This window comes from Cellulomonas composti (assembly GCF_007990245.1).
In the GTDB taxonomy this organism is placed as follows: domain Bacteria; phylum Actinomycetota; class Actinomycetes; order Actinomycetales; family Cellulomonadaceae; genus Cellulomonas; species Cellulomonas composti.
Genome location: NZ_BJWG01000008.1, coordinates 102436 through 119691, shown reverse-complemented (window position 1 = coordinate 119691; position 17256 = coordinate 102436). Strand labels below are relative to the sequence as shown.

The 17256-nt window shown below is 73.1% G+C and carries 13 protein-coding genes; 5 read left to right on the top strand and 8 right to left on the bottom strand.

From position 1 onward, the window contains the following. Window positions 1-65 precede the first annotated feature (65 nt). Together CCO02nite_RS09980 and CCO02nite_RS09975 are read left to right on the top strand one after the other, a co-directional pair. The gene (locus CCO02nite_RS09980; RefSeq protein WP_146842988.1) at window positions 66-2540 is read left to right on the top strand and encodes a glycogen/starch/alpha-glucan phosphorylase; all 2475 of its coding nucleotides are present in this window, start codon (window positions 66-68) and stop codon (window positions 2538-2540) included. 536 nt (window positions 2541-3076) lie between these two features. Next, window positions 3077-3430 carry a DUF5997 family protein gene (locus CCO02nite_RS09975; RefSeq protein ID WP_146843080.1) on the top strand — a complete coding sequence of 118 codons (354 nt, stop codon included), beginning with the start codon at window positions 3077-3079 and terminating at the stop codon, window positions 3428-3430. Here CCO02nite_RS09975 and CCO02nite_RS09970 read toward each other — a convergent pair whose 3' ends face one another. Both CCO02nite_RS09970 and trmB read right to left on the bottom strand, forming a co-directional pair. Next, on the bottom strand, window positions 3431-4096 hold the full coding sequence (locus CCO02nite_RS09970; RefSeq protein WP_146842987.1) for a LysR family transcriptional regulator substrate-binding protein: 666 nt from the start codon (window positions 4094-4096) through the stop codon (window positions 3431-3433). It lies immediately after the preceding gene. Continuing rightward, window positions 4093-4818 (bottom strand): tRNA (guanosine(46)-N7)-methyltransferase TrmB, encoded by a 726-nt coding sequence (trmB, locus tag CCO02nite_RS09965; protein ID WP_146842986.1) that lies wholly within the window; start codon window positions 4816-4818, stop codon window positions 4093-4095. The genes CCO02nite_RS09970 and trmB overlap by 4 nt, the downstream gene beginning before the upstream one ends. 56 nt (window positions 4819-4874) lie before the next feature. On the opposite strand from trmB, the gene CCO02nite_RS09960 reads away from it, so the two are divergent. Both CCO02nite_RS09960 and CCO02nite_RS09955 read left to right on the top strand, forming a co-directional pair. After that, window positions 4875-6287 (top strand): chloride channel protein, encoded by a 1413-nt coding sequence (locus CCO02nite_RS09960; RefSeq protein ID WP_146842985.1) that lies wholly within the window; start codon window positions 4875-4877, stop codon window positions 6285-6287. Beyond that, complete coding sequence (locus CCO02nite_RS09955; RefSeq protein ID WP_146842984.1) at window positions 6284-7285, top strand: cation diffusion facilitator family transporter; 1002 nt, start codon at window positions 6284-6286, stop codon at window positions 7283-7285. Before CCO02nite_RS09960 ends, CCO02nite_RS09955 begins: the two co-directional genes overlap by 4 nt. Here the strand turns inward: CCO02nite_RS09955 and CCO02nite_RS09950 are convergent. The 3 genes from CCO02nite_RS09950 to CCO02nite_RS09940 all read right to left on the bottom strand — a co-directional run bounded on the left by CCO02nite_RS09950 (window position 7260) and on the right by CCO02nite_RS09940 (window position 9937). Beyond that, the gene (locus CCO02nite_RS09950; protein WP_146842983.1) at window positions 7260-7652 is read right to left on the bottom strand and encodes a hypothetical protein; all 393 of its coding nucleotides are present in this window, start codon (window positions 7650-7652) and stop codon (window positions 7260-7262) included. The genes CCO02nite_RS09955 and CCO02nite_RS09950 overlap by 26 nt on opposite strands. A gap of 585 nt (window positions 7653-8237) precedes the next feature. After that, complete coding sequence (locus tag CCO02nite_RS09945) at window positions 8238-9227, bottom strand: alpha/beta hydrolase (RefSeq protein ID WP_146842982.1); 990 nt, start codon at window positions 9225-9227, stop codon at window positions 8238-8240. A gap of 62 nt (window positions 9228-9289) precedes the next feature. Further along, window positions 9290-9937 (bottom strand): histidine phosphatase family protein, encoded by a 648-nt coding sequence (locus tag CCO02nite_RS09940; RefSeq protein WP_146842981.1) that lies wholly within the window; start codon window positions 9935-9937, stop codon window positions 9290-9292. A gap of 224 nt (window positions 9938-10161) precedes the next feature. On the opposite strand from CCO02nite_RS09940, the gene clpB reads away from it, so the two are divergent. Then, window positions 10162-12759, top strand: coding sequence for an ATP-dependent chaperone ClpB (gene clpB / locus CCO02nite_RS09935; protein ID WP_146842980.1), 2598 nt, complete (start codon window positions 10162-10164; stop codon window positions 12757-12759). 160 nt (window positions 12760-12919) lie between these two features. On the opposite strand, the gene CCO02nite_RS09930 is transcribed toward clpB, so the two are convergent. The 3 genes from CCO02nite_RS09930 to CCO02nite_RS09920 all read right to left on the bottom strand — a co-directional run bounded on the left by CCO02nite_RS09930 (window position 12920) and on the right by CCO02nite_RS09920 (window position 16717). Beyond that, the gene (locus CCO02nite_RS09930; protein ID WP_146842979.1) at window positions 12920-15196 is read right to left on the bottom strand and encodes an aryl-beta-d-glycosidase; all 2277 of its coding nucleotides are present in this window, start codon (window positions 15194-15196) and stop codon (window positions 12920-12922) included. Window positions 15197-15284: 88 nt separating this feature from the next. Continuing rightward, entirely contained in the window at window positions 15285-15926 is a 642-nt protein-coding gene (locus tag CCO02nite_RS09925; protein ID WP_146842978.1) for a DUF4190 domain-containing protein, read from the bottom strand. Further along, entirely contained in the window at window positions 15923-16717 is a 795-nt protein-coding gene (locus CCO02nite_RS09920) for an exodeoxyribonuclease III (RefSeq protein WP_146842977.1), read from the bottom strand. The genes CCO02nite_RS09925 and CCO02nite_RS09920 overlap by 4 nt, the downstream gene beginning before the upstream one ends. Between the last annotated feature and the right edge of the window lie 539 nt (window positions 16718-17256).

The following is a 17256-nucleotide window of genomic DNA, read 5'->3' as shown; positions in this document are numbered from 1 at the left end:
GATTTCGCAAGAACTGGAACGGTTTGCTGCCCCCCGAGGACATCCGACGTGGCTACGGTGGGCGCGTGACGGCTGAGACGATCCCCCCCATCGCGGTCCGTGAGCACACGGTCGACGCCTTCGTGCGGGAGTTCCTGCGCGAGCTCAACTTCGGGCAGGGCGTGGACCTGACCCGGGCCTCCGTGAACGACAAGTACCTGGCGATGGCGCGCACCGTGCGCCACTACCTCATGACGCGCTGGCTCTCCACGCTGCGTCGTCAGTCGGAGCTCCAGGCGAAGTCGGTCGCCTACCTGTCCGCCGAGTTCCTGCTCGGTCGCCAGCTCGACAACGCGCTGCTCGCAGCCGACCTCGAGGACATCGTGACCGAGGGCCTCGCGAGCCTCGGCATCGAGCTGGACGAGCTCCGGCAGGCCGAGGTCGAGCCGGGCCTGGGCAACGGCGGCCTCGGACGGCTCGCCGCGTGCTTCATCGACTCGCTCGCGACGATGAACGTGCCGTGCATCGGCTACGGCATCCGGTACGAGTACGGCATCTTCCAGCAGACGTTCGTCGACGGCGAGCAGGTCGAGAAGCCCGACGACTGGCTGCGCCTCGGTTCGCCGTGGGAGTTCCCGCACCCCGAGTCCGCGGTCACCGTGGACTTCGGCGGGTCGGTCGAGCAGTACCAGGACGACGACGGCGTGGTGAAGCGGCGCTGGGTGCCGGGCTGGTCCGTGCTGGGCGTCCCGTACAACTACATGGTCCCGGGCTACGAGAGCGGCCGCGTGAACACGCTGCGGCTGTGGAGCGCCCGCGCCACGCGCGCCTTCGACCTCGAGATCTTCAACTCGGGCGACTACGCCGAGGCCGTGCGCGCACAGACCTTCGCGGAGAACATCTCCAAGGTGCTCTACCCGGAGGACTCCACGCCCCAGGGCAAGGAGCTGCGACTGCAGCAGCAGTACTTCTTCGTCGCGTGCTCCATCAAGGACTTCGTCGACCAGGTGCTGCCGCAGGGCTTCGACCTGCACAAGCTCCCCGAGCGGATCGTCTTCCAGCTCAACGACACCCACCCGGTGATCGCCGTCCCCGAGCTCATGCGCGTGCTCGTCGACGAGAAGGGCTGGGACTGGGACGACGCGTGGGCGACGACGCAGCAGTGCTTCGCGTACACCTGTCACACGCTCCTGCCGGAGGCGCTCGAGGTCTGGCCGGTCGAGCTGCTCGGCCGCCTGCTGCCGCGGCACCTCGAGATCATCTACCGCATCAACGAGGAGTTCCTCGAGGAGCTGCGGGAGGCCTACCCCGACGACGAGCTGCGCGTGCGCCGCATGTCGATCATCGCCGAGTACCCGGTGCGCGCGGTGCGCATGGCGTACCTCGCGACCGTCGCCGGCTCCAAGGTGAACGGCGTCGCGGCGCTGCACAGCCAGCTCCTGCGGGACAAGGTGCTCGACGACTTCGCCCAGCACTGGCCGGAGAAGTTCACCAACGTCACCAACGGCGTCACGCCGCGCCGCTTCCTCAAGCTCTCCAACCCGGGCCTGTCCGGGCTGATCACCGAGGCGATCGGCGACGGCTGGGTCACGGACCTCGACCGGCTCAAGGGCCTCGAGCCGCTCGCCGACGACGCGGAGTTCCGCCGCCGGTTCCGCGAGATCAAGCACGCCAACAAGCTGCGCATCGCCGACGTGCTCGAGCGCCGCGACGGCATCGTCGTGGACCCCGAGACGCTGTTCGACGTCATGGTCAAGCGGCTGCACGAGTACAAGCGGCAGACGCTCAAGCTGCTGCACATCGTGTCGCTGTACGAGCAGATCACCACGGGCAGGCTCGCGCTCGCGGACGTCACGCCGCGCACGTTCGCGTTCGGCGCGAAGGCCGCGCCGGGCTACGTGATGGCCAAGCAGATCATCGCGCTCATCAACGCGGTGGGCCGCACGCTCAACGAGGACACCTCGCTGGAGGGCCGGCTCCGGATCGCCTTCCCCGCGAACTACAACGTCACGCTCGCCGAGACGCTGATCCCCGCCGCCGACCTGTCCGAGCAGATCTCGCTCGCCGGCAAGGAGGCGTCGGGCACCGGCAACATGAAGTTCATGCTCAACGGTGCGCTCACGATCGGCACCGACGACGGCGCGAACGTCGAGATCCGCCAGCTCGTCGGCGACGAGAACTTCTTCCTGTTCGGGCTCGACGAGCCCCAGGTCGCCGAGATCGTCGAGCGCGGCTACCAGCCGTCGGCGTACTACGAGACGAACGCGGACCTGCGCCGGGCGCTCGACCTGATCCTCTCCGGCGCGTTCTCGGGCGGCGACCGGCACACGTTCGAGCCCGTCGTCGCGAACCTGCTGCACGAGGACCGGTTCCTCGCGCTCGCGGACTTCCAGGCGTACGTCGACGCGCAGGCGAAGGTGGACGTCGCCTACGCCGACCAGGAGGCGTGGACCCGGTCCGCGGTGCTCAACGTCGCGCGCGGCGGGTTCTTCTCCTCCGACCGTTCGATGCGCGACTACATCGACCGCATCTGGCACACCCCGCCGGTCTCTCCGAGCTGACGAGCAACGACGACGCGAGCGTGCGCGCCGCCCCCACGGGAGCGGGTCGCACGCTCGCGTCGTCGTGCGTCCATGTGACGAACCTCGCGTCCCGATTCAGCGGATGATGGATAGGCTTGCCTTCCTTCTTCTGTCATCCCGTTGTCGTCCCGAGGTCGTCCCGTGCCACGCTCGCTCCGCTCGCTCGTCGCGAGCACCGCACTCTGCCTCCTGCTCGCCGCCTGCTCGGACGCCTCGGCGCACGACGTGTCCGACGACGGGCCCGGCGGGGAGCTGGAGCGCGGACACGGCCAGCGCTGCGGCGGCGACCACGGCCGCCGTGCGGCCCGTGCGTCGCCAGACTGTGGAACTCATAGCACTCCTCGTCCTCGTCCCTCGCGGCGCGAGGGCTTCATCAGATGAAAGTTAGGCCAGCCTGTCCTATATGAACAGGGCGTGACCGCACCGTGGTCGCCGAGGGGCAGAGGCGTTCGTCACATTCGGTCGCAGGGTCCTCCCCTGCGTAGGCTGACGCCGTGGCCAAGAAGACGCAGGAGATGAAGCCGTCCACCGCGGCCGCCAAGCTCGGGGTGTACCTGGCGGCGACGCCGGAGGAGTTCCAGGCGGGCACGGTGAGCCGCGACGAGTTCGCCGAGCTGCAGCGCAACCCGCCCGCGTGGCTCGTCGACCTGCGCCGCAACGGCCCGCACCCTCGCGCGGTGGTCGCCGCGCGCCTGCGCGTCTCGACGAGCGGGCTGGCCCGCGCCGGGATGACCGAGCCCCTCACCACCGAGCAGATCACCGAGCTGATCGCCGAACCGCCGCCGTGGCTGCTGGCCGAGCGCCGCACGTTCGAGAAGGTCCGCGAGGAGGAGCGCCGCCTCAAGGCGCTCGAGAACCCGCCGGCCTGATCAGCGCCGGCGCCTCTTGCGCGCCGGCTGCGGCTGGGGCCTGCGCTCGGGGGCCCGGGCGGGCTGCTGGGCGCGGCTGCCGCGGGAGGAGTTCGCGGTGCGGCCGCGAACGATGCCGATCAGCTCCTCGGTCAGCTCGTCGTAGGCGTCGGTGGGCCAGGCGAGGGCGACCGTGGAGCCGGGGGCGTCCGGGACGGGTTGCGTCGTCAGACCCTTGCGCAGGTGCAGGCGCGCGAGCGAGTGCGGCAGGACGAGCACCGCGTGCCCGGCCGCGACGAGGTCGACCGCGTCGCTCGTCGTCGGGACCGGTCCCGCGAAGCGCTCGCCCGGCGGGTCGGCCCACCCGAGGACGTCGTCGCCGGGCACGACGAGCGTCTCGTCGGCGAAGTCCTCGAGCGCGACCTCGTCGGCCGCGGTGAACAGGTGGTCCTTGCGCACGACGACGACGCTCGCCTCGGTGTAGAGCGGGATCGCGTCGAGACCGTCGCGGTCCACGGGGAGCCGCAGCAGTGCAGCCTCGAGCTCACCCGCGCGCAGCGCCGCCTCCGCCTGGGCGGCAGCGACCGGCACGACGAGCAGCGGGACGTCGGTGACGCGCTCGCCCCACACCCGCAACCAGCGGTCGGGGTTCACGCCCGGGACGAGGCCGAGCCGGAACGTGCTCATGCGACGCGTTCCGCGACGAGGTCGACGCTCGGACGGCCCTGCTCGATGCCGCGGGCCTCGAACTTGGTCACCGGCCGGTGCGCGGGTCGCTGTGCGAAGCCCGCGGTCCGCAGGCCGGGGTCCGCCGCGAGCACCGCGAGCATCTGGTCGGCGTAGGGAGCCCAGTCGGTCGCGACGTGCAGCGTTCCGCCGACCCGCAGGCGCGAGCGCAGCAGCGCTACGTGCTCCGCCTGCACGAGGCGGCGCTTGTGGTGGCGCGCCTTGGGCCACGGGTCGGGGAAGAAGGCGTGCACCGCGTCGAGCGACCCGGGTGCGAGGCGTCGTCGGACGAGGTCCAGTGCGTCGCCGTACCCGACGCGCACGTTCGTCAGGCCCGCGGACTCGACGAGCAGCAGCAGGTCGGCCAGCCCCGCGATGTGCACGTCCACCGCGAGGTAGTCGCGTCCGGCGTCCGCGGCCGCCATCGTGGCCGTCGTCCCGCCCATGCCGGGCCCGATCTCCAGCACCAGCGGCGCGGTGCGGCCGAACAACGCGTCGGTGTCGAGCGTGCCGGTCTCGACGCGGTCCGACTCGTCGCGAACGTCGAAGCCGAGGGTCGGCCACAGGCGACGCAGCGCGTCCTGCCGGACCGGGCTCAGCACGGCGCGTCGCGGGTGGAACGTGTGCAACGGCTCGTGCGGGCGCGACGCGACGTGCCGGAACGCGTCGGACGGGAGGCTCACGACGCCCAGCCTACGGAGGTCGTGCCGTGGGTCGGTCGCGTCGCTACTGTCGGGCTATGGCCGAACCGACGAGCGAGCCGCACGAGCCCGCGACGGAGTCCGCGCCGGCACCCGCGCGCGAGCTCGTCCCGCCGGCGTCGCTGCGCCGGCTGAGCCTGCTGGGCGCGCTGATCGGCATCCCGGTCGGGCTCGTCGCGTTCGGCTTCATCACGTCCGTGCACTACGTCGAGGGGTGGCTCTGGGAGGACCTGCCCGAGGCGCTCGGGACGAGCACGCCGCCGTGGTACCTGGTGCTCGGGCTCCCCGCGCTCGGCGGCGTGCTCGTTCACGTCGCGCGCATGCTGCCGGGCGACGGTGGGCACTCGCCGATCATGGGGGTCGCAGTCGGCGGGAACGCCCGCCCCCGCGACGTCTGGGGCGTCGCGCTCGCCGCGCTCGCGACGCTGCCGTTCGGCATCGTGCTGGGCCCGGAGGCCCCGCTCATCGCGCTCGGCACGATCGTCGCGGTGTGGCTCACGGGGTGGGCTCGTCTGGGACCGCGCGAGGGGCAGGTCGTCGGGGTCGCCGGCGCCGGCGCCGCGATGTCGACGCTGTTCGGCGGGCCGCTCGTCTCGGGCCTCATGCTGCTCGAGGGCGGCGTCGGGGCGGGCGCGCTCGTCATCCCGATGCTCATCCCCGCGCTCGCGTCGTCGGCCGTCGCCTACGTGCTCATCACGGGCCTCGGCACCTGGAGCGGGCTGCCGATGGCGGGCCTGGCGATCGTCGGGTTGCCCGAGTACCGCACGGTCCTGGTGCGGGACCTCGTCGTCGCGGTGGTCGTCGGAGTCCTCGCGGCGCTGCTCGCCCGGTCGGTGCGGTACGCCGCCACGAGGCTCGCGCAGCGCGAGTCGCCGACGACCCGCCTGCCGATCCTGGTGCTCGGTGGTCTGGCGGTCGGCGGGCTCGCGCTCGGTGCGCGCGCGCTCGGCGCGGACTCGCAGGACGTCCTGTTCTCGGGGCAGGCGTCGGTCGGCGGGCTGGTCACGCAGACCTCGGCATGGACGGTCCTCGTGCTGCTCGTGGCGAAGGCGCTTGCCTACACGATCAGTCTCGGCGCCGGCTTCCGCGGCGGGCCGATCTTCCCGGCGATCTTCCTGGGCGCAGCGCTCGCGACGTTCGCGGTGATCGCGTTCGACGTCTCGCCCACGGTCGCGGTGGCGATCGGGGCGGCGGCGGGGATGACGGCGATGACCCGCATGGTCGTCGCACCCGTGCTGTTCGCGGGGCTGCTCGTGGGACGTGACGGAGTCACGTCGATCACGGTCGCCGTGCTCGGAACGGTCACCGCGTGGCTGACGTCGGCCGCGCTGGACCACCAGGCGCTGCGGCACGAGCGGGGAGTCGACGCCGACCGGGCCGCGGTGAGCACCGCGCCCGCGGGCTCGGCGCTGCCGGGCGTGACGCACCACGAGGAGGCAGAGCAGCCGTGACGGCGCCGGACGGTCCGGGGCCGGACCTCACGGGTCCGACGTCCGACGAGGGTGCGGGCGGCGGCGAGAGCACGCTGACGGTCGTCGTCGCCCTGGGGGCGAACCTGCTGATCGCGATCGCGAAGTCGGTCGCTGCGGTGGTCACGGGCGCCGCGTCGATGGTCGCGGAGGCCGCGCACTCGTGGGCGGACACCGGCAACGAGGTCTTCCTGCTCGTCGCGCAGCGCAAGGCCGAGCGTGAACCCGACGAGAGCCATCCGCTCGGGTACGGACGCGAGGTGTACGTGTGGTCGCTGTTCGCGGCGATCGGGCTGTTCGCTGTCGGCGCGGGCGTGTCCGTGACGCACGGCATCACCGAGCTGGCGAACCCGGAACCCGCGACCGACTTCGCCGTCGCGTACGTCGTGCTCGCGATCGCGTTCGTGCTCGAGGGCGTCTCGTTCCTCCAGGCCAACAGGCAGGCGCGCGCCGCGGCGCAGCGTCGCGACATGGACCTGCTGCCGCACGTGCTGCGGACGTCCGACCCGACGGTGCGGGCCGTCTTCTTCGAGGACGCCGCCGCCCTCGTCGGGATCGTCATCGCGGCAGCGGGGATCGCGGCCCACCAGATCACCGGCTCGGCCGTGCCGGACGCGATCGGTTCGATCCTCGTCGGCGTGCTGCTCGGGGTGGTGGCCGTGGTGCTCATCGAGCGCAACCGCCGGTTCCTCGTCGGCGAGGTCGCCGACGACCGGGTGTGGGACGCGGCGCTCACCACGCTGCTCGCGCAGCCCGAGATCGCGCGCGTCACCGAGCTGCGGCTCGAGCTCGTCGGGGCGCGTCGCGTGCTCGTCACGGGTGCGGTGGACCTGCAGGGCGAGCCGACCGAGACGGCTGCCGCGCACGCGCTCGCGGTGCTCGAACGGCGCGTCGCCGCGCTCCCGGGGGTCGTGGGCGCGCTGCTGTCGTTGTCGGAGCCGGAGGAGCCTTCGCTCACGCCGCGCCTTGCGGCGGGCTGACCGACGGGCCGGCCGACGGGCCGGCCGACGGGTCGCGGGGCTCGTCGGTCACTTCGGTCCACCGCCCACCGCGCACGAAGCGCCCGACGGGCCCGTCGTCCGACGCGCATGCGTGCCCGATCGTCGTCGCGCCCACGACGACGAAGGACAGGACGAACAGCCAGCCGAGATAGGCGAACACGATCCCGAGCACGCCGAACTGCCGCGCGCCCGAGGACAGCACGATCGGCAGGTAGATCGAGCCGACCCGTCCGAGCACCGCGAGCGCGACCGCGGTGAGCACCGCCGTGAACGCGAGCAGGCGCCCCGGGACCTGCCGCTGCAGGAGCACCCACGGCGCGAACCACCAGACCACGCTCCACAGCACGATCTGGAGGACGAACTGGGTCAGCCCCCGCCACGGGCCCGCGACGAGGCTGCGCGTGAACGCGATGATGGTCGCGGCGAGCGCGACCGCGACGACGGTCGCGACCCAGCGCCACGCGGTGCCGACGCCGGCCCGGCGGACCTGCCAGACGCGCAGGTAGATGCGCTCGAGCGCGCGCGAACGACGTCGCGGAGACGATCGCGACGAGGATCCCCAGCACGCCGACGCTGCTCGCGACGGTCGCCGAGCTGGGGACGGCGCCGGCGAGTGCCGCTCGCGTCGTGTCGGACAGACCGAGGGAGTCCGCGATCACCTGCCCGCCGCCGCTCTGGTTCGGTCGCAGGGCGGCGGCGACGAGCATGAGCGGGACGATCGAGGTGAACGCCTGCGCGGCGAGCGTCATGGCGCGGTCGAACAGCTCGATCCCGAGGATCTCGCGCACGATCCGCTCCAGCAGCCGGCCCGTCGGGGTGTCGCGGATCCCCTCCCAGCGCCGCAGCCCGTACGCCCGGACGGACTCGACCCGCGTGGCAGCGCCCGTGATCGGGCGGGCCGGCTCGTCGGGAGCGTCGTCGTCGGTCATCGTCAGCCCGCGAGCCTGGCGTCGAGGAAGCGCACGACCTCCTCGAGGTAGCGCTCGCGCGCGGGCGCGGGGGACAGTGCGAGGTCGTGCGCGCCGCCGGGCACGGCGACGAGCGTGACGTCCGGGCCGAGCAACGGCGCGCGGGCCGCCATGTGCGCGACCTCGAGCACCGAGTCGGTGGTCACCAGCGCGTCGTGCTCGCGGTCGTCGGGACCGGACGCGTCGGAGGTGAGGACCAGGACGGGCACGTCGACCTGCAGGCCGTGCGCGACGCGCGCGTGGCCGCGCCGGATCGTCCGGATGAAGGACGCGCGGACCGGGAAGCCCTCGTGCGGCTTCCACGCGAGGTCGAAGTCCCACTCGCCGCCGGTGTCCGTGTGCAGCGCCCGTCCGTAGTGCGGCGCGAGGTGCCCGACGACGAGATCGGGCGCGATCCGGCCGAGCGGCCCGAGCGCCCACGTCAGCGGGTACCGCTCGAACCAGCTCCCGCGCAGGTCGAGCCACGGGGAGTTCAGCACGACCGCGTCGACGCCGTGCGGCCGGGCGTCGGCCCACAGCGCGGCGACGAGGCCGCCCGTGGAGTGGCCGAGCAGCGCGACCTCGTCGTGCTCCGCGCGCGCGAGCCCGACGGCGCGGTCGAGCTCCTGCGCGTACACCGCGAGCTCACGCGTGTGGTTCGGCGGCCGGCCGGGCCGGATCGAGCGGCCGTAGTCGCGCAGTTCCAGCGCGTACAGGTCGTAACCGGCCGCGTCGAGCGCGTCCGCGACGTGCGGGTGGAAGAAGTAGTCGACGAACCCGTGCAGGTAGACGACGGCCCGACGATGGCGCGGTGGCCGGTGCACGAGCGTCGCGACCGGGTCGACCCCCGTGCGCCCGGCCGTGTCGTCCGGGGGCAGGTGCAGCGTGATCGCGGTCCACGGCGAGCCGAGCACGTCGGGCTGCTCGTCGAGGCGCTTCGTGTCGGCCCTGTCGCCGGCCCAGTTGTCGTTCATGTCCGCATCGTCGCACCTCACACGACCCGCGGCGGGGTGTGCGAGGTGCGACGCGCGGTGCGTCAGGCGACCGTCGCGAGCGCGGCGGGCCGGGCGGCGATCGCGCCCTGGTCGGCGACGTCGAGCCCGATGGTGAGGATCTGGGTCCCGTCGTCGGTCACCTCGACCCTCGAGACCGACGCGTTGGGCAGCGGGACGAGCCCGACCGGTTCGAGCGTCGCGAGGTACGCGCCGAGCGCCAGGCCGTGCCCGACGACGAGGACGTGCTCGTCCGTCCCGGCGCGCTGCTCGACCAGGCGCGTGAACACGTCGCGTGTGCGTCCCATGAAGTCGGCCCCGCTCTCACCTCCGGGCAGCCCCGGGTGCGTGCCCGCGAGGACGTCGGCGACGAGGTCGGGCCAGGACACCACGGCGTCCAGCGCGCTCTCGGGGCGACGCTCGAACGCGCCGAAGTGGTACTCGCGCAGATCGGGGTCGGTGCGCAGGCGCAGGTCCGGGTGGTGGCGCAGCAGCTCGACCGCGGTGGCGACCGCGCGCCCCGAGGGCGAGCTCCACGCTGCGGTGAAGGGGGTGTCGGCGAGGTGCCGGGCCGTGGTCCGCACACCCTCGCGGCCGGCGCGGGTGAGCGGGGAGTCGCAGCGTCCCTGCAGGACACGGCGGGCGTTGAAGTGGGTGCGCCCGTGCCGGACGAGCGTCATGGTGAGGGTCATCGTTGCCCTTTCGTGTGTGTCGGTCGTTCGCGACGCTAGGGGCCCGCGGTGTCGCGACGACGACGCGCACGTGTCCGTGCGATGACGAGTCGGTGTTGGTCGTCCGGGTGAACTTGAGCGGAATAGACTCAACTTCGTCGCGTTGTGAGAGGAAGGTCAGTCCGACAGGCTGACGGCAGCACGTAGCTCAACGACCCGCGCGGGGTGCCGCGCATGGAGGACACGTGGACGCGAAGTTCACCACCCGCTCGCAGGAGGCGCTCGGCAGCGCCATCCAGTCGGCGAGCGCCGCCGGCAACCCCCAGCTCGAGCCGGCGCACATCCTGGACGCGCTGCTCCAGCAGGACGGCGGTGTGGCGAACGGCCTGCTCGATGCGGTCGGCGCCGACCGCGGCGCGCTCGGCCGCTCGGTGCGCGCGATCCTCGTCAACCTGCCGGCGTCGAGCGGCTCGACCGTCGCGCAGCCGTCCGCGTCGCGCGCCACGTCCGCCGCGCTCGAGGCCGCCAACGCCGAGGCGCGCTCGCTCGGCGACGACTACGTCTCGACCGAGCACCTGCTCGTCGGCCTCGCGGCCGGGCAGTCCGGCGTCGCCGACGCGCTGCGGGCCGCCGGCGCCTCGCGTGACGCTCTGCTCGCCGCGCTGCCGACCGTGCGCGGGTCCGGGCGCGTGACGTCCGCCAACCCCGAGGGCACCTACAAGGCCCTGGAGCAGTACGGTCTCGACCTCACGCAACGCGCCGCGGAGGGCAAGCTCGACCCGGTGATCGGCCGCGACGCCGAGATCCGCCGCGTCGTGCAGGTGCTCTCGCGGCGCACCAAGAACAACCCCGTCCTCATCGGTGAGCCGGGCGTCGGCAAGACCGCGGTCGTCGAAGGGCTCGCGCAGCGCATCGTCGCGGGCGACGTGCCCGAGTCGCTGCGCGGCAAGAAGCTCGTCTCGCTGGACCTGGCCTCGATGGTCGCGGGCGCCAAGTACCGCGGCGAGTTCGAGGAGCGCCTCAAGGCGGTGCTCGCGGAGATCACCGCGTCCGAGGGCGAGGTCGTGACCTTCATCGACGAGCTGCACACGGTCGTCGGGGCGGGCGCCGGCGGCGAGGGCGCGATGGACGCCGGCAACATGCTCAAGCCGATGCTCGCGCGCGGCGAGCTGCGCCTGGTCGGCGCGACGACGCTCGACGAGTACCGCGAGCGCATCGAGAAGGACCCGGCACTCGAGCGGCGGTTCCAGCAGGTGTTCGTCGGGGAGCCGTCCGTCGAGGACACCGTCGCGATCCTGCGCGGGCTCAAGGAGCGCTACGAGGCGCACCACAAGGTGACGATCTCCGACGCGGCGCTGGTCGCCGCCGCGGCGCTGTCCGACCGCTACATCACCGGCCGCCAGCTCCCCGACAAGGCGATCGACCTCGTCGACGAGGCCGCCTCGCGGCTGCGCATGGAGCTCGACTCGTCGCCGGTCGAGATCGACGAGCTGCAGCGTGTCGTGACGCGCCTCGAGATGGAGGAGGTCGTCCTGTCCGAGTCCGACGACCCCGCCTCGCGCGAGCGGCTCGAGCGGCTGCGCGCCGACCTCGCCGACCGCCGCGAGGACCTCGCCGCGCTCACGGCCCGGTGGGAGAAGGAGAAGGCGGGCCACAACCTCGTCGGAGACCTCAAGGCCCGGCTCGACGAGCTGCGCTCCGACGCCGAGCGCCTGCAGCGCGAGGGCGACCTCGAACGCGCCGCGCGCATCCTGTACGGCGAGATCCCCGCACTGCAGCACCAGATCGCCGAGGCCGAGGCGTCCGAGCAGGTCACGGACGCCGAGGTCGTCGCGCTGGGGACGCCGATGATCGCCGAGAAGGTCGGGCCCGACGAGATCGCCGAGGTCGTCTCGATGTGGACCGGCATCCCCGCCGGGCGGATGCTCGAGGGCGAGAGCGCCAAGCTGCTGCGCATGGAGGAGGTCGTCGGCGAGCGGCTGATCGGCCAGTCGAAGGCGGTCGCGGCAGTGTCCGACGCGGTGCGCCGCGCGCGCGCCGGCATCTCCGACCCCGACCGTCCCACGGGCTCGTTCCTGTTCCTCGGCCCCACGGGCGTCGGCAAGACCGAGCTCGCCAAGGCGCTCGCGGACTTCCTGTTCGACGACGAGCGCGCGATGGTGCGCATCGACATGTCGGAGTACTCCGAGAAGCACTCGGTGGCCCGTCTCGTCGGCGCCCCTCCCGGCTACGTCGGCTACGAGGAGGGCGGCCAGCTCACCGAGGCCGTGCGTCGCCGGCCGTACTCGGTGGTCCTGCTCGACGAGGTCGAGAAGGCCCACCCCGAGGTGTTCGACGTGCTGCTGCAGGTGCTCGACGACGGGCGCCTGACCGACGGCCAGGGCCGCACGGTCGACTTCCGCAACGTCATCCTCGTGCTGACCTCCAACCTCGGCTCGCAGTACCTCGTGGACCCGACGATCACCGACGAGGACAAGCGACAGGCCGTGCTCGGCGCCGTGCGCACGGCGTTCAAGCCGGAGTTCCTCAACCGGCTCGACGACGTCGTCCTGTTCGACCCGCTCTCGCTCGAGCAGATCGGCAGCATCGTCGGGCTGCAGATCGACGCGCTCGCGCACCGGCTCCGCGACCGGCGGCTCACGCTCGAGGTCTCGCCCGCCGCGCGCGAGTGGCTCGCGATCGAGGGTTACGACCCGGCCTACGGCGCCCGCCCGCTGCGCCGGCTCGTGCAGCGCGAGATCGGCGACAACCTGGCCCGAGCGCTCCTGTCCGGCCAGATCAAGGACGGTCAGACCGTCGAGGTCGACCGCTCGGAGACGGGCCTGACGCTCACCACCGCCTGACCCGCGGCCGGCACCCCCGTCCCGCGACGCCCACGGACCCATCGAGCGTCTGCGGACCTCTCAACCGTCGACGGACCCCTCCGTTGCACCGTCCGCAGACGTTCGAGGAGTCCGTCGACGGTTGAGGGGTCCGTCGAGTGCCCGGTCGTCGGCGTCGCGATCACTCGGTCGCGGCGACCGCGGCCAGGAGCGCGTCGAGGTCGTCGGCCGTCAGTGGGGTGCCGTTCCAGTCCGAGAGCACCTTGAGGGGGACGTCCGCGGCCCACGCGAGCTCCGGGCCGTCGAGCGCGGGCGCTCCGGCCGCCGCGAACGCGTCGCGCAGGATCGGGTGGCCCGTCGGGTGCGACACCCACTCGTGGATCGTCGACCAGCGCGTGAGCGGCAGCACGATCGGCTCGCTGTCGACGTGGACGGTGGCGCTGAGCCGCAGGTCGCGCGACGACGACGCGGCCTCGACCACGAACTCGCCGCCCTCGACGACCCAGCGCCCCAGTGCGGGGTGCCAGAACGACAGGGCGCGCGCGTCGAGGGTCAGCTCGACCCGGTGCGACTCGTCGGGCTCGAGCGCCACCTTGGCGAACGCGCGCAGCTCGCGCACGGGCCGGACCAGCGTCGACTCCGGGTCGCGGACGTAGACCTGGACCACCTCGGCGCCGGCGCGCGGCCCGACGTTCGTCACGGTGAGCGCGACCGACACGCGCGCGGAGTCGCCCGCGCCCTCGACGGCGACCGCGAGGTCCGACCAGTCGAAGGACGTGTACGTGAGCCCGTGGCCGAACGGGTAGGCGACGTCGACCTCACGGGTGTCGTACCAGCGGTACCCGACGAGCACGCCCTCGCCGTATCGCGAGTGGCCGGCCTCGCCCGGGAACGAGCCGAACGCGGGGGTGTCCACGAGCCGGTGGGGGATCGTCTCGGTGAGCCGGCCCGACGGTGCGACCGCGCCCGTGAGCACGTCGGCGATCGCCGACCCGCCCGCCTGCCCGCCGAGCCAGGTCTCGACGACCGCCGGCACCAGGTCGTGCCACGCGCTGACGGTCACGGCAGAGCCGTTGGCCAGCACGACGACGACGCGCGGGTTCACCGCCGCGACCGCCCGCACCAGGGCGACCTGCGAGTCCGGCAGGTCGAGGTGCTTGCGGTCGTAGCCCTCGGACTCGTCGGGGCCGGGCAGCCCGAGGAACGCGACGACCGTGCCCGCGTCCCGGGCGGCGGCGACCGCGGCGGCCAGCAGCGCGTCGTCGTCGCCCTCGGGCCCGCCCGCGATCGTGAAGCCGGGCTCGAACGGCACGTCGCCGAGCACCGCGCGCAGCGCGCCGAGGGCGTCGTCCAGCCGGGTGGGGTTGACCTGCGACGAACCCGCACCCTGGTAGCGCGGCGTCCGGGCGAACTCCCCGACGAGCAGGACGTCTCCCGCGGCCGGGTCCATCGGGAGCAGCGGGCGCCCGTCGACCTCGTCGTTCTTGAGCAGCACCGTGCCGGCGGCGGCCGCCTCGCGCGCGAGCGCGTGGTGGGCCGCGTCGTCGACCCTGTGCTCGTCCGTGCTCCGGGCGCCCTCGATCCCCTGCGCGACGAGCCGCAGGACGCGGCGGGCGGCCTGGTCGAGGACCGCCTCGTCGAGCCGGCCGTCGCGGACCGCGGCGACGACCTCGTCGTCCGGCCGTGTGCCGCCCGACGGCATCTGCAGGTCGAGTCCGGCGGCGAGCGCGGTGACCCGGTCGTGCACCGCGCCCCAGTCGGACACGACGAGTCCTTCGAAGCCCCACTCGTCGCGCAGCACCTCGGTGAGCAGCCAGTGGTGCTCGGACGCGTAGGTGCCGTTCAGCTTGTTGTACGCGCACATGACCGTCCACGGCTGGGCGCGCTTGACGACCGTCTCGAACGCCGGCAGGTAGATCTCGCGCAGCGTCCGCTCGTCGACGTCCGAGGAGACCGTCATGCGGGCCGTCTCCTGGTTGTTGGCGGCGAAGTGCTTGAGGGACGTGCCCACGCCCTGCGCCTGGATGCCCTCGACGATCGCGGCGCCGAGCTCGCCGGCCAGGTGCGGGTCCTCCGAGACGTACTCGAAGTTGCGGCCGCACAGCGGGGTGCGCTTGATGTTGACGCCGGGACCGAGCAGGACGTGCACCTTCTGGGCGCCCGTCTCGCGGCCCAGCGCCTCACCTACCCGGCGCAGCAGGTCCGGGTCCCACGACGAGCCGAGCGCCGCGGCCGTGGGGAAGCACGTCGCCGGGGTGGACTCCGCGAACGCCTCTGCCTGCGCCTGCTTGCGCAGCCCGTGCGGTCCGTCGGAGACCCAGATCGACGGCACCTCGACGCCGTCGTCGGGCCGGGAGACGGGCTTGGTCTGCCAGAAGTCCAGCCCCGACGTCAGGGCGGCCTTCTCCTCGAGCGTCAGGCTCGCGAGCAGGCGGTCGATGTCGAACGGCAGCGTCATGGGAGCACCTCGTCGTGCGGGTCAGCGGCTGATACGCCGCACGCTACCCCGCACAGAGAGCGCTCACAGCACGTGGATCCGGCGAACGTCAGCCGGTCACGACGAGGCAGAGACCGGACCGGTCACCCCGCGACCAACCCTGCTGCGTCGGGGCCCAGGTGACGATGCGGGCGCCGGCGGCCTGCTCGTCGTCGGACAGCTCGCACGAGCGGGCGACCCGGGCATCGGCCTGGGCCTGGCCCGGCCACACCGCCGCGGCGTCGAAGTCGTAGACGCTGACGACCTCGGCCTCGTGCGCCTGCGCGCACGGCACCGCCGTGACCTCGTCGACCGTCCCGTCGGGCGGCAGCTCACGCAGGCACGTGCCCGCGACGAGCTGGCGGGCGTGGACGGTCTGCTCGTGGTCGACATCGCCCGCGAGCGGCCGGGTCTGCTGCCACGTGAGCACCACGGTCACGACGAGAGCGATCGCGACGACCATTTCGAGTGCGCCGATCACGACGCCGGCGATCGCGAGCCCGCGGCCGGCCGTGCCCCGCCGGCGGATCCGCACGAGCGCCGCGACACCGAGTCCCACGGCCACCAGCCCGAGCCCGACCAGCGCGGTCACGAGCGCGGCGATCGCGAGGCCGTCGGTTCGTGGGCGCGGCGGCGCGGGAGCCCAGCCCGCGTAGTACGGGTCGGCGGGGACGTAGCGGGCGTCGAACGCGGCGTCGTCGGGCGTCGTCATCGTGCCTCGATCTCGAGCACCACCGGGACGTGGTCGGACGGGGTCTTGCCCTTGCGCTCGTTGCGCTCGATCGTGACGCCCGTGACGCGCTCCGCCAGAGCGGGCGAGGCGTACGTCAGGTCGATGCGCATGCCCATGTTCTTGGGGAAGCGCAGCTGCTGGTAGTCCCAGTAGGTGTACGTGTGCTCGGCGGGCAGGTGCACGCGGGACACCTCGGTGTACCCGGCCTCCGCGATCCCCGCGAAGGCCTCGCGCTCCGCGGGCGTGACGTGCGTCCGGCCGGCGAAGAACGCCGGGTCCCACACGTCGGAGTCGAGCGGCGCGACGTTCCAGTCCCCGACGAGCGCGACCTGCGCCGCGGGATCGGCCGCGAGCCAGCCCGAGGCCGCGTCCCGGAGCCGGGCGAGCCAGTCGAGCTTGTACGTGAAGTGCGGGTCGCCGATCTCCCGGCCGTTCGGGATGTACAGGCTCCACACCCGGACGCCGCCGCACGTCGCACCGATCGCACGGGCCTCCGCCGCCGGCGGGTCACCCCACGTCGGCATGTCCGGGAAGCCGACCTCGACGTCCGCGATCCCCACGCGCGAGACGATCGCGACCCCGTTCCACTGCGAGTGCCCGACGTGCGCGACCTCGTACCCGAGCGACTCGAACGCCGCCGCCGGGAACTGCTCGTCCTTGCACTTGGTCTCCTGCAGCGCGAGGACGTCGACACCCGTGCGCTCCAGGAACGCCGTCGCGCGGTCCACGCGTGCCCGGATCGAGTTGATGTTCCACGTCGCGACGAGCACCCGACGACCCTACTGCCCACCACCCCCACGACTGCGCCAGAGCGGCCCCACCGTGATGGCTGCACGGATCAATGCAGATCCCGCCGGGTGACGGGCATGCGCGGTGGGGTCGCGCTGATGGGTGTCGGGGTGGGTGCAGGGATGGGTGCAGGGTTCGCCGGGTGGACCCGCCGGGATCTGCATCGACTGCTGCATCGAGGGCCGGGCAGGGGCGTGGGCGGGGAGGAGAGGTCGCGCGGGCGTGGAGGGGGCGGGCATGCGCCTGGTGGGGCCGCGTTGGTGGGTGTCGGGATGGGTGCAGGGATGGGTGCAGGGTTCGCCGGGTGGACCCGCCGGGATCTGCATCGACTGCTGCATCGAGGGCCGGGAAGGGGCGCGGGCGGGGTGGGGTGGGGTCGGGTGGGTGAGCGCCCGGGGTGGGGGTCGGCGAGCGTCTGCCGGTGAGGGTCGCGTTGGTGGGTGCAGGGATGGGTGCAGGGTTCGCCGGGTGGACCCGCCGGGATCTGCATCGACTGCTGCATCGAGGGAGCGGGCCGCAT